The sequence below is a fragment of the Pseudomonas sp. NFACC39-1 genome (assembly GCF_900110355.1).
GTDB lineage: Bacteria > Pseudomonadota > Gammaproteobacteria > Pseudomonadales > Pseudomonadaceae > Aquipseudomonas > Aquipseudomonas tehranensis.
Genome location: NZ_FODL01000005.1, coordinates 432,646 through 459,550, shown reverse-complemented (window position 1 = coordinate 459,550; position 26,905 = coordinate 432,646). Strand labels below are relative to the sequence as shown.

Annotated in this window: 29 protein-coding genes and 1 pseudogene; 16 read left to right on the top strand and 14 right to left on the bottom strand. The window is 63.0% G+C overall.

The window, feature by feature from the left end; genetic code table 11:
* Positions 1-157: 157 nt before the first annotated feature.
* The 11 genes and pseudogenes from BMY45_RS13975 to nirS form a co-directional block, all read right to left on the bottom strand.
* On the bottom strand, positions 158-1,651 hold the full coding sequence (locus tag BMY45_RS13975; protein WP_092398476.1) for a nitrite reductase: 1,494 nt from the start codon (positions 1,649-1,651) through the stop codon (positions 158-160).
* The gene (gene cobA, locus BMY45_RS13970; protein WP_092398474.1) at positions 1,648-2,478 is read right to left on the bottom strand and encodes a uroporphyrinogen-III C-methyltransferase; all 831 of its coding nucleotides are present in this window, start codon (positions 2,476-2,478) and stop codon (positions 1,648-1,650) included. Before cobA ends, BMY45_RS13975 begins: the two co-directional genes overlap by 4 nt.
* Positions 2,479-2,515: 37 nt before the next feature.
* Positions 2,516-3,712, bottom strand: a complete 1,197-nt coding sequence (gene nirJ / locus BMY45_RS13965; protein WP_092398472.1) for a heme d1 biosynthesis radical SAM protein NirJ — start codon at positions 3,710-3,712, stop codon at positions 2,516-2,518.
* A 101-nt stretch (positions 3,713-3,813) separates the two neighbouring features.
* Positions 3,814-4,338: pseudogene (locus tag BMY45_RS13960) on the bottom strand (Lrp/AsnC family transcriptional regulator); the annotation flags it as partial.
* Positions 4,313-4,756 carry an Lrp/AsnC family transcriptional regulator gene (locus tag BMY45_RS13955; RefSeq protein WP_092398468.1) on the bottom strand — a complete coding sequence of 148 codons (444 nt, stop codon included), beginning with the start codon at positions 4,754-4,756 and terminating at the stop codon, positions 4,313-4,315. The pseudogene BMY45_RS13960 and the gene BMY45_RS13955, both read right to left, overlap by 26 nt.
* Positions 4,749-5,261: a siroheme decarboxylase subunit beta gene (locus BMY45_RS13950; RefSeq protein WP_092398466.1), complete on the bottom strand. Its 513-nt coding sequence runs from the start codon at positions 5,259-5,261 to the stop codon at positions 4,749-4,751. Before BMY45_RS13950 ends, BMY45_RS13955 begins: the two co-directional genes overlap by 8 nt.
* Entirely contained in the window at positions 5,258-5,716 is a 459-nt protein-coding gene (locus BMY45_RS13945; RefSeq protein ID WP_092398464.1) for an Lrp/AsnC family transcriptional regulator, read from the bottom strand. The genes BMY45_RS13950 and BMY45_RS13945 overlap by 4 nt, the downstream gene beginning before the upstream one ends.
* 2 nt (positions 5,717-5,718) lie before the next feature.
* A complete protein-coding gene (locus BMY45_RS13940) occupies positions 5,719-6,897 on the bottom strand; it encodes a cytochrome D1 domain-containing protein (protein WP_092398462.1) in 1,179 nt (392 codons plus the stop codon).
* On the bottom strand, positions 6,894-7,223 hold the full coding sequence (locus tag BMY45_RS13935; RefSeq protein WP_092398460.1) for a c-type cytochrome: 330 nt from the start codon (positions 7,221-7,223) through the stop codon (positions 6,894-6,896). Before BMY45_RS13935 ends, BMY45_RS13940 begins: the two co-directional genes overlap by 4 nt.
* 222 nt (positions 7,224-7,445) lie before the next feature.
* Positions 7,446-7,757, bottom strand: a complete 312-nt coding sequence (locus BMY45_RS13930) for a c-type cytochrome (protein WP_047225832.1) — start codon at positions 7,755-7,757, stop codon at positions 7,446-7,448.
* Between the two features lie 24 nt (positions 7,758-7,781).
* Positions 7,782-9,350, bottom strand: a complete 1,569-nt coding sequence (gene nirS / locus BMY45_RS13925) for a nitrite reductase (protein WP_256573657.1) — start codon at positions 9,348-9,350, stop codon at positions 7,782-7,784.
* 309 nt (positions 9,351-9,659) lie between these two features.
* Between nirS and BMY45_RS13920 the strand changes: the two genes are divergently transcribed.
* From BMY45_RS13920 to BMY45_RS13895, 6 genes are all read left to right on the top strand, one after another.
* The gene (locus BMY45_RS13920) at positions 9,660-10,463 is read left to right on the top strand and encodes a CbbQ/NirQ/NorQ/GpvN family protein (RefSeq protein WP_092398456.1); all 804 of its coding nucleotides are present in this window, start codon (positions 9,660-9,662) and stop codon (positions 10,461-10,463) included.
* Positions 10,447-11,034: a cytochrome c oxidase subunit 3 family protein gene (locus BMY45_RS13915; protein WP_092398454.1), complete on the top strand. Its 588-nt coding sequence runs from the start codon at positions 10,447-10,449 to the stop codon at positions 11,032-11,034. The genes BMY45_RS13920 and BMY45_RS13915 overlap by 17 nt, the downstream gene beginning before the upstream one ends.
* Before the next feature lie 12 nt (positions 11,035-11,046).
* Positions 11,047-11,304 (top strand): cytochrome C oxidase subunit IV family protein, encoded by a 258-nt coding sequence (locus tag BMY45_RS13910; protein ID WP_092398452.1) that lies wholly within the window; start codon positions 11,047-11,049, stop codon positions 11,302-11,304.
* Positions 11,305-11,582: 278 nt separating this feature from the next.
* Positions 11,583-12,023, top strand: coding sequence for a c-type cytochrome (locus BMY45_RS13905; RefSeq protein ID WP_092398450.1), 441 nt, complete (start codon positions 11,583-11,585; stop codon positions 12,021-12,023).
* Positions 12,024-12,026: 3 nt separating this feature from the next.
* The gene (locus BMY45_RS13900; RefSeq protein ID WP_092398448.1) at positions 12,027-13,454 is read left to right on the top strand and encodes a cbb3-type cytochrome c oxidase subunit I; all 1,428 of its coding nucleotides are present in this window, start codon (positions 12,027-12,029) and stop codon (positions 13,452-13,454) included.
* Positions 13,455-13,633: 179 nt separating this feature from the next.
* Positions 13,634-15,472: a nitric oxide reductase activation protein NorD gene (locus BMY45_RS13895; protein WP_092398446.1), complete on the top strand. Its 1,839-nt coding sequence runs from the start codon at positions 13,634-13,636 to the stop codon at positions 15,470-15,472.
* A 4-nt stretch (positions 15,473-15,476) separates the two neighbouring features.
* On the opposite strand, the gene BMY45_RS13890 is transcribed toward BMY45_RS13895, so the two are convergent.
* Positions 15,477-15,677, bottom strand: coding sequence for a protein DnrP (locus tag BMY45_RS13890; protein ID WP_092398444.1), 201 nt, complete (start codon positions 15,675-15,677; stop codon positions 15,477-15,479).
* Positions 15,674-16,357: a Crp/Fnr family transcriptional regulator gene (locus tag BMY45_RS13885; RefSeq protein WP_047225841.1), complete on the bottom strand. Its 684-nt coding sequence runs from the start codon at positions 16,355-16,357 to the stop codon at positions 15,674-15,676. The genes BMY45_RS13890 and BMY45_RS13885 overlap by 4 nt, the downstream gene beginning before the upstream one ends.
* Positions 16,358-16,933: 576 nt before the next feature.
* Between BMY45_RS13885 and BMY45_RS13880 the strand changes: the two genes are divergently transcribed.
* Together BMY45_RS13880 and BMY45_RS13875 are read left to right on the top strand one after the other, a co-directional pair.
* Positions 16,934-18,124, top strand: coding sequence for an NnrS family protein (locus BMY45_RS13880; RefSeq protein WP_092398442.1), 1,191 nt, complete (start codon positions 16,934-16,936; stop codon positions 18,122-18,124).
* A gap of 13 nt (positions 18,125-18,137) precedes the next feature.
* Entirely contained in the window at positions 18,138-18,578 is a 441-nt protein-coding gene (locus BMY45_RS13875) for a hypothetical protein (protein WP_092398440.1), read from the top strand.
* Between the two features lie 171 nt (positions 18,579-18,749).
* Here the strand turns inward: BMY45_RS13875 and ytfE are convergent, their stop codons facing one another.
* The gene (ytfE, locus tag BMY45_RS13870) at positions 18,750-19,427 is read right to left on the bottom strand and encodes an iron-sulfur cluster repair protein YtfE (protein WP_092398438.1); all 678 of its coding nucleotides are present in this window, start codon (positions 19,425-19,427) and stop codon (positions 18,750-18,752) included.
* Positions 19,428-19,586: 159 nt separating this feature from the next.
* Here ytfE and norR point away from each other — a divergent pair, with 159 nt between their 5' ends.
* The 8 genes from norR (at position 19,587) to BMY45_RS13830 (ending at position 26,831) form a co-directional block, all read left to right on the top strand.
* Positions 19,587-21,119 (top strand): nitric oxide reductase transcriptional regulator NorR, encoded by a 1,533-nt coding sequence (norR, locus tag BMY45_RS13865; RefSeq protein WP_092398436.1) that lies wholly within the window; start codon positions 19,587-19,589, stop codon positions 21,117-21,119.
* 213 nt (positions 21,120-21,332) lie between these two features.
* Positions 21,333-21,980, top strand: coding sequence for a pyridoxamine 5'-phosphate oxidase (gene pdxH / locus BMY45_RS13860; protein WP_092398434.1), 648 nt, complete (start codon positions 21,333-21,335; stop codon positions 21,978-21,980).
* A 221-nt stretch (positions 21,981-22,201) separates the two neighbouring features.
* Complete coding sequence (moaB, locus tag BMY45_RS13855; protein ID WP_092398432.1) at positions 22,202-22,756, top strand: molybdenum cofactor biosynthesis protein B; 555 nt, start codon at positions 22,202-22,204, stop codon at positions 22,754-22,756.
* On the top strand, positions 22,753-24,000 hold the full coding sequence (gene glp, locus BMY45_RS13850; RefSeq protein WP_092398430.1) for a molybdopterin molybdotransferase MoeA: 1,248 nt from the start codon (positions 22,753-22,755) through the stop codon (positions 23,998-24,000). Before moaB ends, glp begins: the two co-directional genes overlap by 4 nt.
* Positions 24,001-24,081: 81 nt before the next feature.
* Complete coding sequence (locus BMY45_RS13845) at positions 24,082-25,077, top strand: ubiquinone anaerobic biosynthesis protein UbiU (RefSeq protein ID WP_092398428.1); 996 nt, start codon at positions 24,082-24,084, stop codon at positions 25,075-25,077.
* A 10-nt stretch (positions 25,078-25,087) separates the two neighbouring features.
* On the top strand, positions 25,088-25,978 hold the full coding sequence (locus BMY45_RS13840) for a U32 family peptidase (protein WP_092398426.1): 891 nt from the start codon (positions 25,088-25,090) through the stop codon (positions 25,976-25,978).
* A complete protein-coding gene (locus BMY45_RS13835) occupies positions 25,972-26,442 on the top strand; it encodes a ubiquinone anaerobic biosynthesis accessory factor UbiT (RefSeq protein ID WP_092398424.1) in 471 nt (156 codons plus the stop codon). The genes BMY45_RS13840 and BMY45_RS13835 overlap by 7 nt, the downstream gene beginning before the upstream one ends.
* Positions 26,442-26,831 carry a putative zinc-binding protein gene (locus BMY45_RS13830; protein WP_092398422.1) on the top strand — a complete coding sequence of 130 codons (390 nt, stop codon included), beginning with the start codon at positions 26,442-26,444 and terminating at the stop codon, positions 26,829-26,831. The genes BMY45_RS13835 and BMY45_RS13830 overlap by 1 nt, the downstream gene beginning before the upstream one ends.
* The last annotated feature ends 74 nt before the right edge of the window (positions 26,832-26,905 follow it).

Here is a 26,905-nt window from a genome sequence, read left to right as displayed (position 1 = left end):
CGCACAGGCACCGCGTAGGAGCTGCGTAGGAGCTGACGAGTGCAACGAGGCTGCGATCTTTCCCCAGCCACTTGAATCTCAAGCGAAAGATCAAAAGATCAAAAGATCGCAGGCTTCGCCAGCTCCTACAGGACCGAGCGGGAGCGGTTTTGTTCGCTCAGTGAGACGTGCCCTCGGCGAACTCGATCTTGTTGCCCACGTTGTATTTGCCCGAAGGCTTGTTCATGGGCAGGCGTTTGATTTCCTTGAGGGTGTTGCTGTCGTAGACGATCAGCGCGCCGTCGGTGTCCCAGATGCTCAACAGCAGGTAACGGCCGTCATGGGTAAATTCGACGTGGGCGGCGGTTTTGCCGGGCATGGGGCGCAAGGTGTGGGCGATTTCCAGGGTCTGTTTGTCGATCAGGTGGATGGCATCGTTGCCGGGAGCGAAGAACACGTCGGTCCAGGCATAGCGGGAATTGGCGTGGCTGCGCAGGAAGAAACCCGGTCCGAGGGTAGGGATCTGCCGGATGACTTGCCAGGTGCCGATATCGATCACCGACACCAGGCCTTTACTGATATTGGGTGTCGCGAACACCCAGCGGCCATCGCGCTGCCAATAGGTGCCCGAACCCAGATGCGGCATGCCCGGCAGGCTGATGTCGGTGACCACCTGGCCACTGTCGAGATCGATCACCTGGCCACCCTGGGCCTTGCGCGAGGTGGCGAGCAACTGGCGGTAATCGGGTGAGAAGGAAAAGTCATCCAGATGATCCTGGACCTCGATGCGCCTGGGCACGAAGTCCGGGTTCGGACCGGTAGACAGTTCCCAAACCTCGTTCACATCCTTCAGTGCGACGATGAAGCTGTTGCGCGGCGCAGCGGTATAGACCGCGCTGACCCGGGAGGCCTGGCCATCACTGCCCAGCGTCGCGATCGTCTTGACCAGTGACAAGTCTCGGGCATCCAGCACCGCCAGGTTGCCAGGCAGCGAGTTGCCCACCAGCACCCAGCGACCGTCCTTGCTCACCGCCAGGTTGCGGGTATTGAGTCCGGCCCGCACTTCGGCGATCAGTTTGAGGTTGTGCAGGTCATACAGGCTGATCCAGCCATCGCGCGACGCCAGGTAGACAAAACGTCCGTCCGGGGAAAACTTGGGTCCGCCGTGTACGGCAAAGTGCGAGGCGAAGCGCGCGAGCACTTCGAAGCGATCACCGTCGACCACCGCGACGTGATGATCGCCGGCTTCCACCACCACGAACAGGTTCAGCGGGTCGGCCCGGTGTTGCGGTTGGTTGGGCAAGGTGGCGACGTCCACCAGCACACGATGGCTTTGGCGAATATCCGCTTCATTCCAGTTTGGCGCGACGCTGGGCGGGCGCTGGAGATACAGTGCCAGGGCGTCGATTTGCGCAGGTTCCAGCAGCGCACCGAACGCCGCCATCTGACTGGCGGGGCGGCCGTTCTCGATCACCTGGCGGATTTCGCCGGGTTTGATCCGGCCCAGGCTCTGGGGCAGCAGCGCAGGCCCGGCGCCGCCGATGCGGTTCACGCCGTGACATTGTTGGCAGAGCTGCTGGTAATTGCGCTCGGCCTGCTCCAGGTCGGCGCCGGCGGTAACGGCGCCATGGCTTGCACCGATCCACAGCATGGCCACCCAGCAGCGCCTCATAGCGCCACCTTCAAAGCCTGGGGGAGGGGATGAACGCGCGCCGGATGCTGCAACGGCTGCAGGGCAAACAAGCCGACCACTTTGCCGATCACCGTCAATGTTGGCAGACCTTCGACGCAATCTCGTGCCATGGCCGGCAGTTGTTGCAGGGTGCCGCGAAGCACTTGCTGGTCGGGGCGAGTGCCGTTGCTGATCAACGCCGCCGGAGTATCCGCGGCCAAACCTGCCGCCATCAACCGCGCAGCAATGGTGCCCAGGTTCGACAAGCCCATGTAAAACACCAGGGTCTGGCTGTCATCCGCCAGGCTTTGCCACGGCAGGCTCAAATCACCTTCGCGTTGCAAGTGGCCGGTGATGAAACGGCAGGAATTGACCAGGTCACGATGGGTCAGCGGAATGCCGGCGTAGGCGCTGCAACCGGACGCGGCGGTGATACCAGGCACCACCTGGCAATCGATACCTCGCCCCAGCAAGTACTCCAGCTCTTCGGCACCGCGGCCAAAAATGAACGGGTCGCCGCCCTTGAGCCGCACAACCCGCTGGCCCTGATCAGCGAGATCGGCCAGCAGTTCGTTGATCTGCGCCTGGGGCAGGCTGTGGCAACCGGCGGCCTTGCCGACGTAATGCCGGGCGCATGTCAGCGGGATCAGTCCCAGCAGTTGCGCGCTGATCAGGCGGTCGTAGACCACCGCGTCGGCCTGCATCAACAGGCTCCAGGCGCGCAGCGTCAGCAGGCCGGGGTCACCGGGACCGGCACCCACCAGGGCGACTTCCCCCGGTCTGAAGGGCGATTGCAGGGCAGCGGGCAGAACGATAGAGGCAGGCATGGGACTTCCTTGGTTCATCATCAGGTTCGCCGTCGGGTTATCGGGCACAGGGCAATGCAACGCTGGGAATCAAAGCGCTGGGGATTGCCTGCAAGCCAATTTCGTCATCGCTGAGGTGGCAGCCGGGGTCCTGGCCCCACAGGTCGCCGTCGGCCCAGGCGCGTGTGCGGGTGTTGCCGTTGCAGATGGCCAGCCAACGGCACTGTCCGCAACGGCCTCCCACGCTCCGCGGATGCTCGCGCAGTTTTTGCAGCAGGGCGTCGGGACGTTCGAGCCAGAGTGTGCGAAACGGCGTTTGGCGGACATTGCCCACCGAGTGCTGCCACCAGTAGGTGTCAGGGTGCACCTCGCCGGTGTTGTCGATGTTGGCAATGCCGCTGCCCGAGGCATTGCCGCCCCAGGCCTTGAGCATGCGCTCCAGCTCGGCGTAGTGATGGGGCAGGCGCCCGGCCGCCCATTGCAACAACAGCACCGCATCGGCATCGTTGTTGCCGCTGACGAAGTCCGTCTCGCGACCCTGCAGAACGTCGTCCCAGGCCCGCTCGAAGATCAGGACCATGGCTTCGCGGCTCATCTGTTGCCGGGCGTCGAGCTGGCGACTGCGCTTGCCGCGGCCGCTGTAGTTGAGGTGCGACAGGTAGAATTTCTGCACGTCGTATTCAGTCATCAGATCCAGCAGTCGTGGTAACTGGGCGTGGTTCTGCTGGGTCAGGGTGGTGCGCAACCCGACCCGGATCCCTCGTTCGCGACACAAGCCGATGGCCGCCATGGAACGGGCAAAACTGCCTTTGAGCTGGCGGAAGGCGTCGTGGGTCGCTTCCAGGCCATCGATGCTGATGCCCACATAGTCGAAGTTCGCCGCCTCGATCTGCCCAATGTTGCTCGGGTCGATCAACGTGCCGTTGGTGGACAGGGCCAGGAAAAAGCCCTTGCCCCGGGCATAGGCACTGAGCTGGAACAGGTCCTCGCGCAGCAACGGCTCGCCGCCGGACAGGATCAATACCCGTACGCCCGCGTCATGCAGGTCGTCGATGACCTTGAGTGCCGCCGTCGTGTCCAGCTCATCGCGAAATACGCTGTCGGCCGAGGTGGCGTAGCAGTGTTTGCAGGTCAGGTTGCAGCGCCTGAGCAGGTTCCAGATCACCACCGGCGGCCGTGTGCTGCCCGGTGGCGCCACACGCGGCGCGGGGCATTGGCCAGCCAGGGCGCGCAGGTAGTGGCTGATCCTCAACATAAGTCGCTCCTTCGTTGTGGGAGCAAGGCTTGTCCGCAATGAAGCCGATGCAGTTCCTCAGAAACCGAGGCGGCTGTTTCGCGAGCGAGCTTTGCTCCCACAGGCGACAGGCGCAAGCCGGTTTTTTTCAGGATGCGGCTGCTCACCAGCATGTCGTCGGCGCTACAGGCGTCACCCAGCAGATAGCGCAGGTGCTCACGGTAGCTGTCGATTTCCTCGCGGCTACGGCCATGGACCATGGCAAACAGGTTGTAGCGCCAACCGGCCCGGCGCGGGCGGCGGTAGCAATGGCTGACAAAAGGCTGCGCACCCAGCAGGGCGCCCAGGCGCGGCACGTCGGCGTCGCACACGTCCCAGACGGTCATGCCGTTGTGGCGATAACCCAGGCGATAGTGATTGGGCACCGCAGCGATGCGGCGGATTGCCCCTTCGGCCTGTAAACGCTTGAGCAGGTCGAGGGTCGATTCCACGCTCAGCCCCAGTTGCTCGGCCAGCCAGGCCCAGGGATCTTCGAGCAAGGGCAGGCCGTCCTGGGTCAGTTCCACCAGCCGCAGGGCCAGAGGCGTTTCCTCCAGGCGAGGTGGCGTTTGCGGCAACGGCTCAGACTGGGAAATACAGGCCGACATGGTAGGTCTCCTCCTTGGGCAGGTTCAGCGGCTCCAGGCCGGTCAGGCGTTCGATACGCAACAAGGTGTCGCTGATCGCCTGTTCGCTGGAGCAGGCAAGCACGAACCACATGTTCCAGCTGTGCTCGCGGCGGTAGTTGTGGGCCACTTCGGGCATGGCCGCGAGCAACTCGGCGATGGTCTCGAAACGCGGTTCGGGCACCGCCAGAGCCGCCAGGGTGAAGGCACCGCCCAGGCGGTCGATGTCGAACATCGGGCCGAAGCGGGTGAGTACGCCGTCGTTGAGCAACTCGTGCAGGCGGTCGAGCAGTTCGCTACTGCTGCTCTCCAGTTCTTCGGCCAATGCCTGCCAGGGATGGCGTACCAGCGGCAAACCCAATTGCAGGCGATTGATCAGGCGTCGGTCCAGGTCATCCATCGATCGCCACTCCGGCCGGCGTGGCGTAGCGCCCGCCACACTGCTTGAACAGGTGGGTGCTGAACAGCAACTGGTGCGGTAGATCACTCAGCAAGTGCGCCTCCAGCAGCGCCTGGACCTGGGCCTCGACACGCTCGCGCTGACGACCGTGGATCATGCAGAACAGGTTGTATTGCCACTGGGGCAAGCGGCGTGGTCGTTGATAGCAAAGGCTGATGCCGGGCGCCTGGCCGAGGCGGCGACCGACTTCGTCGACCAAGGCATCCGGCACGTCCAGCACCAGCATGGCGTTGGCGGCAAAGCCCAAGGCGCGGTGGTTGACCACCAGGCCGACGCGGCGGAACAGGCCTTGTTCATGCCAGTCTTGCATCTGGTCAAGAATCTGCTGTTCGCTGGCGTCGATCTGTTCGGCCAGGGCCTGGAAGGGACGGGGTGTCAGGGGCAAGCCGGTCTCCAGTAGACGGCGCAGTTGCAGCGACTGGTGGTCACTTAAGGTCGGGTTCATGGGGTAGCCTCCAGGGCAAAGCCCAGGTCGATGCGGTAAGCGGTCAGCATGGGCAGGTCCAGCGGCGTGAGGCCGGTGTCGTTTTCCAGTTCCCGGAGAATGTTGTCCAGGTGGGCACGATCAGGACCGGTCAGCACGAACCACAGGTTGTAGCGGTGTTCACGGGCGTAGTTGTGATTGACTTCCGGGTACTGGCTGACGCGCGCCGCCACCTGCTGCAGTCGGTCCACGGGCACTGCCAGGGCGGCGAGGGTGCTAGCCCCGGCTCGGGTGTGTTCGAACACCGGACCGACCCGTGACAGGGTGCCCGCCAGTTGCAGGTGCTGCAGGCAATCGAGCACCTGGGCCTGGCTGCAACCCAGGGCATCGGCCATTGCCCGATAGGGTTCGGCGCACAACGGCAGGCCATGCTGGAACTGATCGATCAGGCGGCGGGCGAGTGGGCTTGGTGTCATGGTCAGTACCCCGGTTTGTGTGCACGGCTGCTGAAGAAGATGCCGCTGGGGCTCAGGGCCGGCAGGCTGCTCAGGCGTTCGAGCCGATACGGATCCCAGACCTGCACCTCGCCACCGTCGCGGGCGGACAGCCACACCTGATCGCCGCGAGCGGTGAATTCCATGTGCAGCACCGCAGGCCCTGGCCGCAGGTCCGCGATGATGGCGTGAGTCTGGGTATCGATGACCTGCACCCGGTCGTTGTCCGGGTAGGCGAAGTTGACCCACAGTTGGCGGCCATCGGGGCGCGCCGTGACGAACACTGGTTGGCCGGCCACGGCGATCGTGCCGGTCTGCTGCCAGGTGCGGGCGTCCATCACCAGCACTTGATGGTGCCCGACGGCGGGGACAAAGGCCTGTTGGCCGGCCATGGCCCAGCCTTCCAGATGAGGCATCTTGTACACCGGGAGCCGGGTCTCGCCGCGTCCGTAGTGTTCCAGCACCCGTTTCACACCGTGTTCGGGATGCCAGAGATCGAGTTGGGCCATGCCGTCCTCGCCAAACAGCCCGGCCATGTAATAACGCCCGTCCGGTGTTATCAGCGCGTCGTAGGGTTGCCGGCCGATGGCGGTGAAGCGTTCGATGCGTGGCGTTTGGTTTTGGCTGAAGTCTGCGGTCCAGATTTCGCCGGTGTCGAACAGGCTGAAAACGAAACGCTGCCCCGGCGCGTCCACCAGGCCGACCACCCGCGAACGTTTTTGTCCGTCGGGCAGGGGTGTGGCCGGAATGTCCGCGACCGGTTCCAATGTCCGCGCGTCGAACACCTTGACGCCGCCGGGTTCGTAGTTGGAGACGGCGATCAGCTTGCCGTCCTGACTGATCGCGCCGCCGATGCTGTTGCCGCCCTGAATGATGCGGCGGTCGATGCGTGCGCTCAGCAAGTCGACCTTGCTCAAGCCGCCATCGCGACCAAATACATAGGCATAACGTTGGTCGCGGGAGAACACCACCGAGGCATGCGACAGATCCCCCAGCCCTTCGACGCGGGCGAGGGCGGTGCGCGTGTCGCTTTCGATGATTTGCAGGCTGCCGGTGGCACGCTCCACCACCACGCCCAAGTCGCCGGTGCCGCGCAGCGCTGGCTGGGCACATGCCGAGAGCAACAGCGCGCAGGCGGTGAGAGACAGCAGAGATCGGATCATGGGGCGGGAGTTCCTTGAAGGAGCCGGTCCACCAACCAGCGAATATCGTCGGGGCTGAGCAGCGGCGCCCAGCCGGGCATGGCGCTGCCGGGCCGTCCTTGGGTGACGGTGGCGATGAGGCTGTCGCGGGATTTTCCGGTCAGGGCCTCACCGGTCAGGGGTGGGCCAAGGCCACCGGTCAGGTGCAGGCCATGGCAGGCGCCACAGTCCTGAACCAGCAGGTGTTGCAGTTGCGCCTGGCGCGGGTGGTCGGGAGCGGCCAGCACCGGGGTACAGAAGACGAAGAGGAGGGTGGTTATCCGGGTTGCACAGCGGTGTCGGTCCATGACGTCCTCCTGATTGAGAAATAAAGCCAAGGGAGCAAACTCCGCCGGACTCTGTAGGAGCTGGCGAAGCCTGCGATCTTTTGATCTTTCGCTTGAGATTTAAGTGGCTGAGGAAAGATCGCAGCCTCGTTGCACTCGACAGCTCCTACACAGCTCCTACAGAGCCCAGCGGGAGCGAGCTCCCTCGCCACAGGTAGCTTTAAAAGCCGCCCTCCTGGGTGGTTACTTAAGGGTCAAGACCCACGCCGCAAGGATCTTGGCTTCTTCATCGGTCACCGGATTGGCCGGCATCGGCATCGGCCCCCAGTTTCCTTGTGTGCCTTCCTTGATGTGCTTGGCCAACAGTTCTTGTGCTCCGGCGACGCCGGCATTCTTTGCCGCCACCTCCTTGAGCGCCGGTCCTACCAACTTGGTGTCAATGGAGTGGCAGGCGCCACAGGGTTTGCTCTTGAACAGCGTCGGGCCGTCCTGGGCCAGCGCCGGTTGCAGGCTGAAGGCGGCACTCAAGGTCAGGGCAAGCAGAATAGGCTTCATGGTTTTTCCTCTTATTGATGGGGCTCAATAGATGTCGTGTTGGGTGTTGTAGACGTTGAATTTTCCGGTGGGGGTGATCAGGCGTTTGTCCTTGATCACGCTCTTGAGCTTGAGGGTCTTGTCATCGATCACCACCAGCGCCGACTCGTCTTCCTGGCCGCTCCAGACCGAGAACCAGACCTCATCGCCGGCCTTGTTGTATTCCGGTTGCACCACGCGCATCGCCCCCTTCTTGATACCGGCGTACTCGGCAATCGGCAGCACGGTGTAGCCGGCGTCGAGTTTGTCGATGTCGAACACCGCCACCGATTGGCTGAGCTTGGTGTCGGGGCTGAGGGTGGTGTCGACGTACAGGTGACGGGACTTGGGGTGGGTCTTGATGAACAGCGAACCGCCGCCCTGGCCCTGGAGAGAGCCCACCTGTTTCCAGGCATATTGCGGATGCTTGACCGGGTCGGTGCCGATCAGCGAGACGCCGGCATCGCCCAGATGGCTGGTGGCCCAGACCGGGCCGTAAAGCGGATGGGTGAAGTTGGCGCCGCGTCCCGGGTGCGGGGTTTTACCGACATCCACCAAGGCGGTGAGCTTGCGTTCCCTGGAGTCGATCACCGCGACTTTGTTGGAGTTGTTGGCCGCCGTCATGAAGTAGCGATGGCTGCTGTCCCAGCCGCCGTCATGCAGGAACGGTGCGGCGTCGATGCTGGTGATGGTGAGGTTCTTGATGTCCTGGTAGTTGACCAGCATCACCTTGCCGGTTTCCTTGACGTTGACGATGAACTCCGGCCATTCATGTGACGCGATGATCGCCGCAACCCGCGGTTCGGGGTGATATTGCTGGGTGTCGACGGTCATGCCGCGGGTCGAGACGATCTGCCTGGGCTCCAGGGTCTCGCCGTCCATGATGGTGAACTGCGGCGGCCAATAGGAGCCGGCGATGGTGTACTTGTCTTCGTAGCCCTTGAACTTGGAGGTTTCCACCGAGCGCGCTTCGATGCCTACTTTGATTTCCGCGACTTTGGTCGGCTCCTTGGGCCACAGGTCGATCATGTCGATCTTGGCATCGCGGCCAATCACCAGCAGGTAGCGGCCCGATGCCGAGATACGCGAAATGTGCACCGCGTAACCGGTGTCGATCAGCTTGACGATCTTTTTGCTGTCGCCGTCGACCAGGGCGATCTTGCCGTCATCGCGCAGGGTGACTGAAAACAGGTTTTGCAGGTTGAGCGAATTGAGTTGCCGGGTGGGCCGGTCTTCAGGCTTGACCAGCACTTTCCAGGTCTTGAGGGTTTCGGCCATGCCCCATTCCGGTGGGGTGGGCGGGGTGTGCTGGATAAACTTGGCCATTACCGTTATCTGGTCTTTGGTCAGGGCGTTGGAGGTGCCCCAGTTGGGCATGCCGGCGGCTGAACCGTAGGTGATCAGCGCCTCCAGATAGGCCTGGCCGCGGCCCTGGGTGATGTCGGGTGTCAGCGGTTTACCGGTGGCGCCCTTGCGCAGCACACCGTGGCAGCCGGCGCAGCGCTGGAAGTAGATTTGCTTGGCCGAGTCGAAGTCGGCCTGGCTCAGGTCCGGCGCGCCTTCGGTCTTGACCATGCGGGCGTCTTGCGGCGCAGCGGGTGGGTTGGCGAAGGCATTGAGTGCAGCCAGCGCCGTACACAGCGCCCCGACCCCCATGACCCACGATTTTTTGTGGCTGATCAGCATTCCATTTCTCCTCAGGCATGACCCGCGCGGCCCTGCAGTTGACGTTCGGCGCGCAGATTCTTGGTGCGCTGCAAGGCTATGCCCAGGCCGGTGGTTACCTGCTTGACGGCGATCAAGTTTGCCGGCCACAGCCCTTGCCAGGTTGTCGCAGGGGCCCGTAGCGTGGCTGGCAATCGTGTTATCTGATCAGGTCATGCCATGAACGCTATCCACACCCTTGAACACCCGGCCGAACCTTTTTACCAACCCCAGGACAACGAGCTGGCGTTGTTCGAACAGGCGTGGCGGCACGGCATGCCGGTGCTGGTCAAAGGCCCGACGGGCTGCGGCAAGACCCGTTTTGTCCAGCACATGGCCCATCGACTGAAATTGCCGTTGTACACCGTGGCTTGCCACGATGACCTGAGCGCAGCCGATCTGGTGGGGCGCCACCTGATTGGCGCCCAGGGCACCTGGTGGCAAGACGGGCCGCTGACCCGAGCAGTGCGCGAGGGCGGTATCTGTTATTTGGACGAGGTGGTGGAGGCACGCCAGGACACCGCCGTGGTATTGCATCCCTTGGCCGATGATCGCCGACAGCTGTACCTGGAACGCACCGGTGAGGTTCTTCAGGCACCGCCCTCGTTCATGCTGGTGGTGTCGTACAACCCCGGTTACCAGAACTTGCTCAAGGGCATGAAACCCAGCACCCGCCAGCGTTTCGTGGCGATGCGCTTTGGCTATCCGACGATTGCCGATGAAGAGCGCATCGTGGCTCGCGAGGCCGGGGTGGATATGGCTCTGGCGGCCCAGGTGGTGCGGCTGGGGCAGGCGCTGCGCCGGCTCGATCAGCATGACCTGGAGGAGGTGGCCTCCACCCGTCTGCTGATCTTCGCCGCGCGCATGATCGGATCCGGCATGGACCCGCGCCAAGCCTGCCTGGCCTGTCTGGCCGAGCCGTTGAGCGACGATCCACAGACCGTGGCCGCGCTGATGGATGTGGCCGATGTCCACTTCGGCTGAAGCCGCTGCGCTGTCCACCCGGCGTTTGCCAGGGGACCTGGCGATGTGGTTTTTCATCCTCGCCGAACTGACGGTGTTTGCCTTGCTGATCCTGGCATTCGCCGTCGCCCAGGCATTGAACCCGCCTTTGTTCAGCGAAGGCCGGCAATTGCTGGACCGCTCCACCGGCCTGGCGATGACCCTCAGCCTGCTGAGCGCCGGGTTGTTCGCCGCCTTGGCCCAGGAGCAAGTCCGGCAGGACCGGCCACGCCAAGCGGCGCTGCTGTTGTGGCTGGCCTTGCTGGTTGCCGGCGCCTACGTGGCGCTCAAGCTCATTGAGTACGCCCACTTGTGGGCGAACGGCCTCGGGCTGGAGCACAACACCTTTTTCACCTTGTACTGGATCCTCACGGCGTTTCATTTCCTGCACGTGCTGCTTGGCATGGTCATCCTCGGCTGGCTGGCCGAGGGTTGCCGGCGGCGGCGTTACGGTTCGCAGCAATGCAGCGGGCTGGAATCCGGCGTGCTGTATTGGCACATGGTGGACCTGGTCTGGGTGCTGCTGTTTCCGGTTGTCTACATTCTCGGTTGAGCGGAGGTGCTCATGTCGGCTTCCCATGTCTTGATCACCTGCTGGATGACACTGGCCGTGTTGAGCATCGGCACCGTTGCCCTGGGCCAGGTCGCTGCCACCGGGCTGGTGTCCGTCGCCATCCTGGCGGTGGCGGTGACCAAGGCCTGGTTGATCGCCGACGGCTTCATGGAACTGCGCCATGCGCCGCGATTGTGGCGCTGGTTGGTGTTGAGTTGGGCGGTGCTGTTGGCGACGGTGATCGGGGGCGTCATCATCTCCGCTGCCTGACACTGCGAATGCAACCCCCTGTGGCGAGGGGATTTATCCCCGCTGGGCTGCGAAGCAGACCCAAATGTTCTGCTACCTCGGTGTATCAGACAGCATGTCGGGGGCCGCTTCGCAGCCCAGCGGGGATAAATCCCCTCGCTACAAAAGCAAAAGCTCATCTGACTTTCGAGCGGTGTTTGAACAACCCACTAAAACCATCGGAGATTCTTGATCGCCATCAAGCGGGTTTCAGACCCTCACTTCCTAGAATGGACACGCCAAGCAATGAGGACGTGACCATGTCAGATACCTTCACCAAAGGCATGGCCAGGAATATTTATTTCGGGGGAAGCGTGTTCTTTTTCCTGATCTTCCTGGCCCTGACCTACCACTCGGAACAAACGTTTCCGGAACGCAGCAACGATACGCAATTGACCGAATCGGTGATTCGCGGCAAGGGCGTCTGGGAGCGCAACAACTGCATCGGCTGCCACACCCTGCTGGGCGAGGGCGCGTATTTCGCGCCGGAGCTGGGCAATGTGGTCAACCGGCGCGGCGGCGATGAAGCCTTCACGCCGTTCCTGCAAGCCTGGATGAAGATGCAGCCTTTGGGCGTGCCCGGACGCCGGGCCATGCCGCAATTCAACCTCAGCGAACAGGAAGTCAACGACATCGCCGAGTTCCTCAAGTGGAGCGCGAAAATCAATACCAATGGCTGGCCGCCAAACAAGGAGGGCTGAGAGATGAGCATGGCTAATCCGCATCTGAAATTCGCCTCGCAAGCCGTTGCCAAACCCTACTTCGTGTTTGCCTTGATCCTGTTCCTGGGGCAGGTGTTGTTCGGTTTGATCATGGGCTTGCAATACGTGGTCGGCGACTTCCTGTTCCCGCTGATTCCCTTCAACGTGGCCCGTATGGTCCACACCAACCTGCTGATCGTCTGGCTGCTGTTTGGCTTCATGGGCGCGGCGTACTACCTGATACCCGAGGAAGCCGATCGGGAGCTGCACAGTCCGAAGCTGGCGATCGTGCTGTTCTGGGTGTTCGCCGCCGCCGGGGTACTGACGATCCTGGGCTACCTCTCAGTGCCTTATGCCACGCTGGCCAAAGTCACCGGCAACGATTTGCTGCCGACCATGGGCCGTGAGTTCCTGGAGCAACCGACGATCACCAAGATGGGCATCGTGGTGGTCTGCCTGGGTTTCCTCTACAACATCGGCATGACCCTGCTCAAGGGCCGCAAGACCACCGTCAGCATGGTGATGATGACCGGCCTGATCGGCCTGGCGGTGTTCTTCCTGTTCTCCTTCTACAACCCGGAAAACCTCGTCCGCGACAAGTTCTACTGGTGGTGGGTGGTGCATCTTTGGGTTGAAGGCGTCTGGGAACTGATCATGGGTTCGATGCTTGCCTTTGTGCTGATCAAGGTCACTGGCGTGGACCGGGAAGTGGTCGAGAAGTGGCTCTACGTGATCATCGCCATGGCCCTGATTACCGGGATCATCGGCACCGGTCACCACTTCTTCTGGATCGGTGCACCCGAGGTCTGGTTGTGGGTCGGCTCGATCTTCTCCGCGCTGGAACCGCTGCCGTTCCTGGCGATGGTGATCTTCGCCTTCAGCATGGTGAAAAACCGTCGTCGGCAACACCCCAACCGCGCCGCGACGTTGTGGGCCAAGGGCACCACGGTGACCGCGTTCTTCGGTGCCGGCGTCTGGGGGTTCCTGCACACCCTGGCACCGGTGAACTTCTACACCCACGGCTCGCAACTGACCGCAGCCCACGGTCACCTGGCTTTCTACGGGGCCTACGCGATGATCGTGATGACCCTGATCAGTTACGCCATGCCGCGTCTGCGCGGGTTGGGTGAAGCGGCTGATGAGCGTTCGCAGCGCCTGGAGATCTGGGGCTTCTGGCTGATGACGCTGTCGATGGTGATGATCACCTTGTTCCTCACCGCCGCCGGTGTCGTCCAGGTGTGGCTGCAACGCTGGATGGCGGACGGCAGCGCCTTGCCGTTCATGGCGACGATGGACCATTTGAAGCCGCTGTTCTGGGCGCGTCTGGTCAGCGGCGTCGGGTTCCTGGCTGGCTTGCTCTGCTACCTGTTCAGCTTCCGCCAACGTGGCCGTGCCGCTTTGCGCGCCCCGGCAGCAGTGGTGCCTTCTTGACGGGCCACCACTGAAGCCGTGTCGAGGGAGCTTTTGTGGCGAGGGAGCTTGCTCCCGCTGGGCTGCGTAGCAGACCCTTTTTGATGGGCGCTGCGCACCCAAGCGGGAGCAAGCTCCCTCGCCACAAAGCGCAGTGCGAACCAGCTCCCTCACCGCAACGGGTCGATAGGAGAATAACCATGGCATTCACCCTAGAACTGGAAGAATGGGTCGGCAGCGTCTGGCACCGTTTCATCACCCGACGAGCCAGCGTGGATTTTCCCGAAGCACGGGTGGAGTTGATCCCCCGGCAACGCGCTCTGCATGTGCTGTTGCGCGCCACCGGTGGTGCTTCTCACCTGGGTGTGGAGGCCGTCAGCGACCGCGACCTGCTGCTGCGGCGCAACCTGTTGCAGCAGATCGCCGGCACCTGCAAGCAAGTGCCGCTGGCCTGCTGCGATGGCGACAACCTGCGTTTGCCGGCGAGCCTGGCGGCGTTTCCCGATGCCAAATTGAACGAAGAACTGTACCGCTGGCTGGCGTTGCTGGCCGCGCAAGCGGGGCCGATGACGCATTGGGGGCGGGACAACCAGCGCTGGACGCAAGCGCTGCTGGGGCGTTACCCGGCGCTGCGCAGCCGATATCGGCGACTGGTGGAGGCGCATCTGTCCTTGCGCCCCGATCCGCAATCGTTGCCCCCGGCCGAAGCTGCCCTGGAGCGCGCACTGTGCCAAGCCTTGCGCGAGCCGGGCAGCGTCGAACAGTTTCCGCGCAGTGAGCGGGCCGCCTGGCCACTGCCGCTGTGGCTGTATCCGCCCCAGCATCTGGGCAATCCCCAGGCGGCCAACCTCGAAGAGTCCGAGCAATACCTGGCGACGCCGCCGGGTGAGCAGCAGGGCGGTCGCAAGCGCGCCGAGCGAATCGATGACACCAGCCGTGACGGTGGGTTGCTGATCGTGCGCCTGGAGAACCTGTTCAGTTGGACCGAACACGTGGACCTGGATCGCTGGGCGGATGACAGCGAAGACCCGGACGCGGCGCGAGTCGCCGAGGACCTGGACCAATTGACCCTGTCGCGCACCCGCTTGCGCAAGGGCGGCGGTTTGAAGTTGCACCTGGACCTGCCACCAGCCGATGTGGATGACATTCCCCTGGGAGCGGGCATCCTGTTGCCGGAATGGGACTACCGTAAGCAACGCCTGCAGGACGATTTCGTCAGCGTGCAGACCTTCATTCCCCGAGACTGCGAACCCCAGCCGCTGCCGGCCCGCCTGCGCGCTTCGGCCCAGCGTTTGCGCCGCCAGTTCGAGCATCTGCGCAACGATCGCCAATGGCTGCGCCAGCAAACCCAGGGCTCGGAGCTGGACCTGCAAGCCTGGCTGGACTTTCACGTCGAGCGCCAGCACGGCCAGTGCAGCGAACGCGGCCTGTTCATGGAACAGCGCCAGACCCGCCGCGACCTGGCTTGCCTGCTGTTGGCCGATCTGTCGATGTCCACCGATGCTCATCTCAACGACGAGCACCGGGTGATCGACGTGATCCGCGACAGCCTGCTGCTGTTCGGTGAAACCCTGTCAGTGCTGGGGGACGATTTTGCCCTGTACGGATTCTCTTCACTGCGCCGCCAACAAGTGCGGATGCACGAGATCAAGGCGTTCAACCAAGGTTATGACGACCACACCCGAGGTCGGATCCAGGGCCTCAGGCCCGGTTATTACACGCGCATGGGCGCCGCCATTCGCCAGGCGACCCAGCGGCTGGAAGGTTGCAAGCGGCGACGCAAGTTGTTGTTGCTGGTGAGCGATGGCAAGCCCAACGACCTGGATCTCTATGAAGGGCGCTATGGCGTGGAGGACACCCGCCAGGCGGTGCTGGAGGCCCGGCGCCAGGGGCTGACGCCGTTTTGCATCACCATCGATCGTGAAGCCGGGGATTACCTGCCGTACATGTTCGGCGCCAATGGCTACACCTTGATCCGTCAACCGGAACAGCTGCCGCTGCGTTTGCCACAGTTGTACCGGCAATTGACTCAGGATTGAGGGTTCAAGCGATGCTGCGAGGTAACCAGAAAAACATGACGACGCAGAACACCGTCAGGCCGACACAGAACCAGGTGAAGCGCCGCAGGCGGCGCTCGCCGGCCCGTGCAGCCTCGGCCGGCAGGGGCATGCCGCACTGGCGACATTCGGTTTCATTCGTCGGGTTGGCGTGTTGGCAATACAGGCACGTGGGTTGCGCGCTCATTCGAAATGTTCCAGGCGCAGGCGGTCGAGAATGGCGATCTGGCGACCGTCCTGGGTGATGATCTTTTCATCGATCAGCCGGCGGATGATCCGCGAAAACGTTTCCGGCTGGATCGACAGGTGTCCGGCGATCAGTTGCTTGGCCATTGGCAGCTCGAACTGGCTGTCCACGGTTTGCAGGCGCACCAGTTGCGTCAGCAGATAGCGCACCACGCGGTGGGTAGCGTTCTTCAGCGACAGGGTTTCAATCTCGTTGACCCGTTGATGCAGGCGCACACAGAGCTTGCCGAGCAGGGCGAAGGTCAACCGGCTGTTGCTCTGCAAAAGACGCATGTACGTGGCGTTGGACAGGCGATACAGCTGGGTGGGCCCAACGGCTTCTGCGCAAGCGACGTAGTTCGGGGTGTCCATCAGCATCATGGCTTCTGCGAAGGTCTGGCGCTCGCCGATCACCTCGAAGACTTTTTCCTGGCCGTCTGGCGTCAGCCGGTAGATTTTCACCGCCCCGGAGATCACGAAGTAAAACGCCTGTGCCGGTTCGCCCTGGCGGAACAGCGGTTCGCCCCTGTCGACATTCAGCAGTTGGCTGGTACTCATCAGTTCGTCGAGTTGTTCTTCGTTCAACGGCTCGAACAGGTGATGACTGCGCAGAATCTGGTGATGAACACGGTGGAGCACCATGGCATGAGTCCTTGTAGGGCAGGAAGATGGATCGGATTCAGACGAGGCTCAGGGACAGGCCGCTGGCCAGCCCCACGACGCAAGAGAGCAAGACGAACCAGGCAAGCGGCAGCGCGACGTGTTTCATGGATAACCCCGGCAAAAAAGTCTGTGCCCTGCTTGAGCAAGAGCCGGGCCAGGCCCGCAACCGTTGATTTGTGGGGCCTTACTGTTGAGTGGGTATAAATGACCCTGGTCTGCTAGGGTAATAATCACCATGACAGGGTCATATTTACCCGGCTGATGGCTGTTTGTGGGAGCGAGCCTGCTCGCGATGGCGGCTTGACAGTCAGCGGAGATATCGAGCTAACGGCCTCATCGCCAGCAGGCTCGCCCCTTCAAGGGATAAGCAGACGGTTTATTGAGTGGGGCGTTACACCCTCGACCGGTTTCGGCAAGCCCCTTGCAAGTACCTGGGTGAGGCAGGCTGGCTTGATCTGAGACAAGGCCCGTCCGTGCCGATAGCTGATCATTCGACCCCTGATTGTTGACCCCTTATCGCCAGGCCCGTCCTGCGGTGAGGTAAAGGAGTGGTGTATGCAAGTGCTTGACCGTCGCAAGGCCATGGCCATCCTGCCGTTGTGGCGGCTGGCGTTTCGGCCGTTTTTCCTGGCCGGGTGTGTGCTTGCGTTGTTGGCCATACCGTTGTGGCTGGCGGCGTTCACGGGAAGGCTGTCGGCCTGGCAACCGGCCGGCGGCTGGTTGGCCTGGCACCGTCATGAGCTGTTGTTCGGCTTCGGCCTGGCGATCATCGCCGGGTTCTTGTTGACGGCCGTGCAGACCTGGACAGGTACTCCGGGGCTCAGCGGCAAACGTCTGGCGGCGCTGGCGTTGTTATGGCTGGGCGCGCGACTGGCCTGGCTGGTGGATGCGCCGTGGCCATTGCTGACGGTGCTGGAGCTGGGTTTCGCCCTGGCGGTTGCGGCGTTGATGGGCATTACGTTGTGGCGCGTGCGGCAGAAGCGCAATTACCCGATTGTGTTGGTCTTGCTGCTGTTGGCCGCCGCTGATGGGTTATCCGTGTACGGTCTGGTGCAACATGACGAGGGCTTGCAGCGCCAAAGCGTGCTCACTGGCCTGTGGCTGGTGGCAGCAATGATGGGGCTGATCGGCGGGCGGGTGATTCCTTTCTTTACTCAGCGCGGTCTCGGCCGGGTCGAGGGCGTTGCCCCCTGGCCGTGGCTCGATCGCCTGTTACTGGCAGGGTCAGCGTTGGTGGCGCTGCTGTATGCCTTCGGCCCGGCACTGTCGGCCAGCCTCTGGGTCGGCCTGCTGTTCGCCGCGCTGGCGGTGGGGCACGGGGTGCGACTGGTGCGCTGGCATGATCGGGATTTATGGCGGGTGCCGCTGCTGTGGTCGCTGCACCTGGCCTACGCCTGGCTGGCGCTGGCTTGCCTGGGCATGGCGCTGTGGCATTTCGGCGTCGCGCTGAACCCGAGCCTGGCGGTGCACAGCTTGTCCATCGGCGCCATGGCCGGGTTGATCCTGGCGATGATCGCCCGCGTCAGCCTGGGGCATACTGGGCGAGCGCTGGAACCGCCGGCGGGCATGACCCTGGCTTTCGTCCTGCTGAACCTGGCGTGCCTGAGCCGAGTGCTGCTGGTGCTGCTGTTCCCGTTGGCTGCACTGTGGCTGGCGGGGCTGTGCTGGACCCTGGCATTCGGACTCTACGCCTGGCGTTATGGCCTGATGCTGTTGCAGGCCCGCGTGGATGGGCATCCGGGATGAGCCGAGGGGATCGATGATGTATGGGGTTTTGCTAGTCACTCATCTATTGGCGGCTATCGCTTTTATCGGCACGTTGTTTTTCGAGGTTTTTATCTGGCATGCCGCCCGCAGGCCTTTGGCCCAAGTCGTCAAGGACGCCGCCGACCCGGCGATCGCCAAGCGTTCGCGGCAGGTGTTGCACGGTGTGGTGCTGGTGCTTTACAGCGCCGGTATCGCGCTGGCCTGGCAGCATCGTGGCGCCTTGAGCCAACCGCTGAGCAACAGCTTCGGCCTGCTGCTGAGCCTGAAAATCCTGCTGGCGCTGAGCATCATCGGGCACTATCTGTGGCTGGCGTACTGGCTCAAGAGCGGCCGTCTCACCCCGAATCGGGCCTGCTGGCTGCGTCGCAGTATCCTGGGGCACATGTTGCTGATCGTGGTGTTGGCCAAGGCGATGTTCTATTGGCAGTTTTGAAGTAGGAGAGAACAACACCGAACCGAGGGTGTGCAAAAAAGGGTGGGCTCCAAAGGCCTTTGTGGGAGCGAGCCTGCTCGCGATTGCGGTGGGTCAGACAACTCAATACCGACTGATCCGACGCTTCGCGAGCAGGCTCGCTCCCACAGTGAGAAGTGCGATGTTTAAGGCTCAGCGAGCAGTTGGCTTCATCGCATTGACGAACAACACATTATTTTCCAGATGGATGTGCTGCATCAGGTCGTCACGTAACTCCACCAGCCCGCGATACAGGGCGCGCCAGGTGTTGCAGGCGTTGGAGGGCGGGGTGATCTGGTCGGTCAGGGCGAGCATGGTTTCCAACGCTTCACCGTGCTGGTCGTGTTCGTAGCGCAGCACCTGGATCGGCGCCAAGGCCCGTTCACCCAGGCCCTGTTGCAGCATCGGGAACAGCACCTGCTCTTCTTTGAGCATGTGGCCTTCGAGCTCCTGATACATGTCCTGCAAGTGATCGGCCAGGCCGACGGGGCAACTGGCGCGGGCGCCATGGACCATCTCGACGCGGCGGGCCAGACGGATCAATTCCGGCAGCTGTTCGCGGTGGCGGGCGTGGTAGCGTTCCAGAATGTGGGCGATCAACAACGCTTGGGGTTCGTCGCGCCAGTCATGACCCAGCTCCCCGGCGGCTTGCAAGGTGCGCAGGGCGTCGGCGATCAGCAGTGGGTTCAGGCCCTTGCCCAGCGCTGCTTCGCGCAAGGATTTTTGCCCGCCACAACAGAAGTCGAGGTTGTAGTGATGGAAGGTACGGGTGGCACCGGGAATGTCGCAGGCCAATTGGCCGAGGCTTTGTTCCAGCAGATCGAGGCTCATCATGTTTCCTTGGGTTGAATCCCGGCAGGGACAGATGAGCGAACTTTGCAGCCGACGTGCCAGATTTAAATGCCTGAAAATTAACGAATAAATATTTACCAGGGTGATTCTCACCCTGGCTGCAAGGGGTCAAACGAACCCTGGAGGGTAATCACTACCATGCTGCGTGAAAGCCTGGCCGCCGACCTGATCGTCGAGTTGCCCAATGCCGTTCGATTGCAACGCCTGGTACAGACCCTGCGCGAATACTTCAACAGTGGCGCCGTAGGCTTGTTGCGCCTGGACGATGACAGCCTCAGGCCCGTCGCCACCGTAGGCCTGGTGCATGAGGCGCTGGGCCGTCGGTTCGTGATTGCCCAACACCCACGTCTGGCGGCGATCATGGCTTCGCGCGAACCCACCTGGTTTGAGCCCGACAGCCGTTTGCCGGACCCTTATGACGGCTTGCTCGACAACCATGTCGGCGAGCCGCTGCCGGTGCACGACTGCATGGGCGTGAGCCTGTATGTGGAAGGCCGCCTGTGGGGCGCGATCACCCTGGATGCCTTGCACGCCGGCACCTTCGACAGCCGTGCACGGGAGGAACTCAAACGCTGCACCTTGCAGATCGAAGCAGCGGTGCGGGTGACCCGACTCGAACAGGAAAACCGCAGCCTGCGGGCCTCGCGCAGTGATCTGCCGGATGTCCGGCTGCCGGCCGAAGAGGGCGAGATCCTTGGGCGCAGCGAGGTGCTGGATCAACTGCTCAACGAGCTGGACGTATTGGCCGACTCCGAATTGCCGGTGCTGTTGCTGGGAGAAACCGGTGTCGGCAAGGAGTTGTTTGCCCGTCGTTTGCATCGCCTGTCCCGGCGCAGCCACAAGCCGCTGGTGCAGGTCAACTGCGCGGCATTGCCCGAATCCCTGGCCGAAAGTGAACTGTTCGGCCACGTCAAAGGGGCATTTTCCGGGGCGACGACCGACCGCGCCGGGCGCTTTGACGCAGCCAATGGCGGTACGCTGTTTCTCGACGAGGTGGGCGAGTTGCCGTTAAGTGTGCAGGCCAAGCTGCTGCGCACTCTGCAAAACGGTGAGATCCAGCGCCTGGGTGCTGACAAGCCGCTGCATGTCGATGTGCGGATCATCGCCGCCACCAACCGCCACCTGCCCGACAGCATTCGCGACGGGCTGTTTCGCGCCGACCTGTATCACCGGCTCTCGGTCTACCCGGTGCCGATCCCACCACTGCGCGAACGCGGTCACGATGTGCTGATGCTCGCCGGGCATTTCCTGGAGCTGAACCGCACGCGCCTGGGTTTGCGCGGCTTGCGCCTGTCGCCGGCCGCTGAACAGGCGTTGCTGGCGTATACCTGGCCAGGCAATGTGCGGGAGCTGGAACACGTGATCAGTCGCGCGGCGTTGAAACAACTCAGCCGCGGGGCCAGTCGCAGCCTGATCATGACCCTGGAACCGCAGGTGCTGGATCTGGATGTCAATGCCAGCGGATCCACGGCCCACGCGACGCTTGAACAGTCTCCAGAGGTCGCCGATGTACCGTTCCAGCCTTTGAACGAAGCTGTCGACACGTGTCAGCGCCAGGCGATTCTCAAAGCCCTGGAGCGTTGCGGGCAGAACTGGGCGGGGGCGGCACGGTTGTTGGAGGTAGACCCGAGCAACCTGCATAAACTGGCTCGGCGGTTGGGGCTCAAATGAATCTTTGGTCACTCTGCTACTGAGCCATGCACTGACTGTAGGAGCTGCCGAAGGCTGCGATCTTTTGACCTGCTCTTAGCTCGAGACTCCCTTGCCTGGGACAGGATCGCAGCCTTCGGCAGCTCCTACAGGGCGGCGCCCTATTGATGGTGATCAAGGTTGCCCCGGGTGGCCTGATGCAGACTGGGCCAAACCTATCGGGAGATCACCCTCATGCCCCTTTCCCTGGCCAAAATGCGCCGCCAGTACACCCTCGACGGTCTGGATGAAACCCAGGCCCCGGACGACCCGATGGTCCTGTTCGGGCTATGGATGCAACAAGCCCGCGACACCGAAAGCCCTCCGGTGGAAGCCAACAGCATGGCCCTGGCGACCGTCGACGAGCAGGGCCGACCGCATTGTCGGGTGCTGTTGCTCAAGGGGTTCGACAAGGACGGTTTCACGTTCTTCGGCAACTACGACAGTGGCAAGGGACAGGACCTGGCGATCAATCCGTGGGCGGCCATGACGTTTTTCTGGCCGGGGCTGGAACGGCAGGTGCGGGTTGAAGGGCAGGTTCACAAACTCGACCCCGGGCTGTCGGATGCCTATTTCACTTCCCGCCCCCTGGCCAGCCGTCTTGGCGCATGGGCCTCGCCGCAGAGCCGTGTGTTGGATGATCGGGCCGCCCTCGAGGCGTTGCTGGCGCAAACAGAACGACGGTTTATCAATCAGCCGGTGCCGCGCCCAGAACACTGGGGCGGCTACTGCCTGAGGCCTGAACGGCTGGAGTTCTGGCAAGGCCGCGCCGACCGTCTGCACGATCGCCTCGACTACCGCCTGCAAGATGGCACCTGGCGGCGTAGCCGCCTGGCACCCTGACTGAACGCCCCTGTAGGAGCTGCCGCAGGCTGCGATCTTTTGATCCTTCGCTTGAGGCTCAAGTGGCCGGGGAAAGATCGCAGCCTCGCTACGCTCGGCAGCTCCTACGGGGGGATCATTGTTTGTGCAAGGAGCGCCGAGGGAGGTACCTCCATGGAGGAATAGGCCCGGCGCCGATTGCGGTTCAGGCTGGGCCATGTTTTTTTTAAGGACGGCTGACCATGGCCCATCTGACGCAACAACACTTTCAACCGCTGAACATCGCGGTGCTGACCATCAGCGATACCCGTAGCTTCGAGACCGACACTTCCGGCCAGACCCTCGCCGATCTGCTGCAAACCGCCGGGCATGTGCTGATCGACCGCGGGCTGGTGAAGGATGATATCTACCAGATTCGCGCCCAGGTCTCGCAGTGGATCGCCGATCCGCAAGTGCAAGTGGTGCTGATGACCGGCGGCACCGGTTTCACCCCTCGCGATAACACCCCCCAGGCGGTGCTGCCGCTGCTGGACAAGCAGGTGGACGGTTTCGGCGAACTGTTCCGACAGGTGTCACTGGCGGAGATCGGCATGTCTAGCCTGCAATCGCGGGCATTGGCGGGCATGAGCAACGGCGTGTTGGTGTGCTGCCTGCCGGGTTCGCCGGGGGCGTGTCGCACCGGTTGGGACCAGATCCTGGCCGGCCAACTGGACAGCCGCACCGGCCCGTGCAACTTCACTCCCCACCTCAAACCGCAACCAGGCGTTGTCGTTGAGCCTTGCGGGACACGCTCATGAGCAGCGGAGCGTGTGGCAGCGTCTGTGAGAGCGGCGCACTGATGCCGGTGGATGAAGCCATCCGCTACCTGCTGGATCAGGCACCGCTGCCGCCGCCGGTGCAACGGGTGGCGCTGGACCAGGCCCTGGGCCGGGTGCTGGCGACAGACATTCACAGCCCCATGAATTTGCCTGCATGGGACAACAGCGCCATGGATGGTTACGCCCTGCGGGCCTGTGATCTGCCCGCCGCCGGCGGTTATCTGGCCCTGACCGGACGCATTGCCGCCGGGCAGGCATCGAATATACCGCTGCAGCCCGGGCAGGCCGTACGGATTTTCACTGGCGCGCCGCTGCCGCCGGGGGCAGACACCGTGGTTCCCCAGGAAAGCTGTCAGGTAGAAGGTGAGCGGGTCTGGTTGCCACCGGTCCATGACGGGGACCATGTGCGCAAGGAAGGCGAGGAAATGCGCCAAGGAGACCTTTTGCTTCGTGCCGGCAAGCGCTTGCGGGCTCAGGAGTTGGGGCTGCTGGCCGGTGCCGGGATTGCCGAGGTGGAGGTCTATCGGCCCTTGCAGGTGGGCCTACTCAGCAGCGGCGATGAACTGCGCGAACCGGGCGAAGCGTTGGCGCCGGGGCAGATCTATAACAGCAATCGCCATAGCCTCGCGGCATTGCTGCGCGGCTGGGGCATGCAAGTGCATGACTATGGCGCCATGCCCGACAAGCTGCTCGCCAGTCGCCAGGCCTTGAGCCTGGCGGCGGCCGAGTGCGACTTGCTGCTGACCTCCGGCGGAGTCTCGGTGGGCGAGGAGGATCATCTCAAACAAGCCATCGAAGCGCTGGGCAGCGTTGACCTGTGGCGCCTGGCAATCCAGCCGGGTAAACCGCTGGCCTTTGGCGAAGTGGCCGGCAAACCCTGGATCGGTCTGCCAGGTAACCCATCGGCGGCGCTGATCACCGCGTTGATTGTCCTGCGCCCGTTCCTGTTTCGGGCTCAAGGCATGGAGCAAGTGTTGCCTGTCCCGCTGCAGTTGCCGGCCGGGTTTGACTGGCCAAAACCCAATCGGCGGCGCCAGTACCTGCGGGCGAAACTGGCCCCGAGCGCCGATGGCTCGCTGTGTGTCGAGCTGCATCCCCAGCAAAGTTCGGCCATGTTGGCTGCCGCATGCTGGGCCGATGGTTTGGCCGTGGTCGAGTGCCAGACGCAAGTGCGTCTGCACGACAAGGTGATGTACTTGCCGTTCGCGAGCCTGATGCATTGACGGCAATTGATTGTCGTCAAGGTCGCCGCCCACGAGCTGACTAGACTGGCGGCGCCCCGAGTTTTCTCATGAGGATGCCCCATGCAACTGGTTTGCCCGGCAGGAAATCTGCCTGCCCTCAAAGCGGCGGTGCGCCAAGGCGCCGATGCCGTCTATGTCGGTTTTCGCGATGACACCAACGCCCGGCACTTCGCCGGGCTGAACATGGACGACAAGCAGTTCGACGCGGCCGTCGCGCACATCCGCCAGCATCAACGCAAACTCTACGTGGCGGTCAACACCTACCCGCAACCCAAGGGCTGGGAGCGCTGGCAGCGCGCGGTGGATCGCGCCGCCGATTTGGGCGTCGACGCCCTGATCGCTGCCGACCCCGGCGTGCTCGGCTATGCCAGCCAGCGCCATCCGCAATTGGCCCTGCACCTTTCGGTACAAGGTTCGGCGACCCATGCGGCGGCACTGGCTTTTTACGCCGAGCGCTACGGTATTCGCCGCGCCGTGCTGCCACGGGTGCTGTCCCTGGCCCAGGTGCGACAGGTGGCAGCGGCCAGTCCAGTGCCGATCGAGGTCTTCGGCTTCGGCAGCCTGTGCATCATGGCCGAGGGCCGTTGCCACTTGTCCTCCTACATCACCGGTGAGTCACCGAACCTGTGCGGCGTGTGCTCGCCGGCCAAGGCAGTGCGCTGGAGCGAAGACGCCGATGGCCTGAGCGCACGCTTGAGCGAGGTCCTGATCGACCGCTACACCCCTGAAGAGCCGGCCGGATACCCGACCCTGTGCAAGGGCCGCTTCCTGGTGGGCGGCAAGCGTTTCCATGCCCTGGAAGAACCCACCAGCCTCGACACCCTGGACCTGCTGCCGGAGCTGGCGGCCATCGGCGTCGAAGCGGTGAAAATCGAAGGCCGCCAGCGCAGCCCGGCCTACGTCGAACAAGTGACCCGGGTCTGGCGCGCCGCACTGGATGCCCACCGCGCTGCACCGCAACGATTCCGGGTGCGGGAAGAATGGCGCCAGGTATTGGCCGGTTTGTCGGAAGGCAGCCAGACCACCCTGGGCGCTTACCATCGATCATGGCAATGAGGGAGGCCAGATGAAACTCAGCCTGGGACCGGTCCTGTTTTACTGGGACAAAGCGCAACTGGGGAATTTCTACGCCGAGATGTCGGCCTTGCCGCTGGATGTGATTTACCTGGGGGAAACCGTGTGTTCCAAGCGCCGGGCATTCTCTCTGGATCAATGGCTGGGTTTGGCGCGCGAGCTACAAACGTGCAGCCAGGCGCAGATCGTGTTGTCGAGCCTGACACTGATCGAAGCGGCTTCGGAGCTGTCGTCGCTGCGACGCCTGTGTGACAACGGTCAACTGCTGGTGGAAGCCAATGACATGGGCGCGGTGCAGTTGCTCGCCGAACGCAAGCTGCCCTTCGTCGGCGGCCCGGCGTTGAACCTGTACAACGGCCACGCCCTGAAGCAATTGCTCGACAGCGGCATGATTCGCTGGGTGCCGCCGGTGGAATGCTCGGCGGCGCTGATCGGCGATGTGTTGGAGCAGGTGCGGGAAATGGACCGCGAGGTGCCCGAGGTGGAGATCTTTGCCTACGGCCACTTGCCCCTGGCTTATTCGGCGCGCTGCTTTACCGCCCGGGCCGAAAACCGGCCCAAGGACGACTGTCAGTTCTGTTGCATCAACTATCCCGATGGCCTGGCGTTGAGCAGTCAGGAGGGCCAGCAACTGTTCACCCTCAATGGCATTCAGACGATGTCCGGTGAGGTGACCAATCTGCTGGCCGATTACCCCGCGCTGATGGCCAGTGGCGCCAACGTCCTGCGCCTGAGCCCGCGCGCCCAGGGCATGGCCGAGGTGGTCAGGGCCTTCGACAAGGTTCGCCAGGGCGAGGCGCCACCGCTGTTTGTGGACGGTTGCAACGGCTATTGGCACGGCCATGCCGGTATGTTGAAAGTTGAGGAGGCGGGCCTGTGCTGAGTCCTAAAAAATGGTTGCTCAAAGGCGCTGACCGGGTGCTGCCGCTGGTGGGCAAGGTGCCGTTTGTCGTGCAGCGCCTGGCGCTGCAACAGGCGCTCAATCGTTGCCTGGCCGAGCCGCTGCGCGATGGCGGTTTCGAGGTGCTACGTGGGCGCTGGCTGTGCCTGCGGGTGCCGGACCTGAAGTTGTGCTGGTACCTGACCCTGGCGCAGGATGGACTGCGCATCGCCGAACGGGCCGAAGCCCAGGTCACCATCAGCGGCAACTGGCGTGAATTCCTCTTGCTCGCCAGTCGTCAGGAGGATCCCGATACGTTGTTCTTCCGGCGGCGGTTGGTGATCGAGGGCGACACCGAATTGGGGCTGGCGTTGAAGAACCTGATCGACAGCCTCGACCCGGAAGTATTGCCGCCGTGGCTATGGCGCAATCTGGAGCGGGCGGGCAAGGGATTGGCGACGGCCTGATGAAAACTCCAGGCACACTGCCCCTGGTGTACTCCTGTTCCGGTTGCTCCAACGTCGCGCAACTGGCCAACACCGTCGCCCTGCGCCTGGACCGCGCCGGCCTGGCCGAGATGTCCTGCATTGTCGGGGTCGGCGGGCATGTGCCGGCACTGGTCAACAAAGCCCGCTCGGGGCGGCGGATCATCGCGCTGGACGGTTGCCCGCTGCAATGCGTCCAGGCGTGTTTGCAGCAGCATGATTTGAGGGCGGATGTGCATGTGATTCTGAGTCAGTTGGGCTGGCGCAAGCGGTTCGGGGTCGATTGCACGCAAGAAGAGGGGGAGGCGTTGTTTGAGCGGTTGATACCGATGATCGTTGGAAATGACACAGCAGATAGTGAGTCTGGCTGAACCTGTGGCGAGGGGATTTATCCCCGCTGGACTGCGAAGCAGTCCCAATGCGCTGTGTCAGACAGTTTGAATAG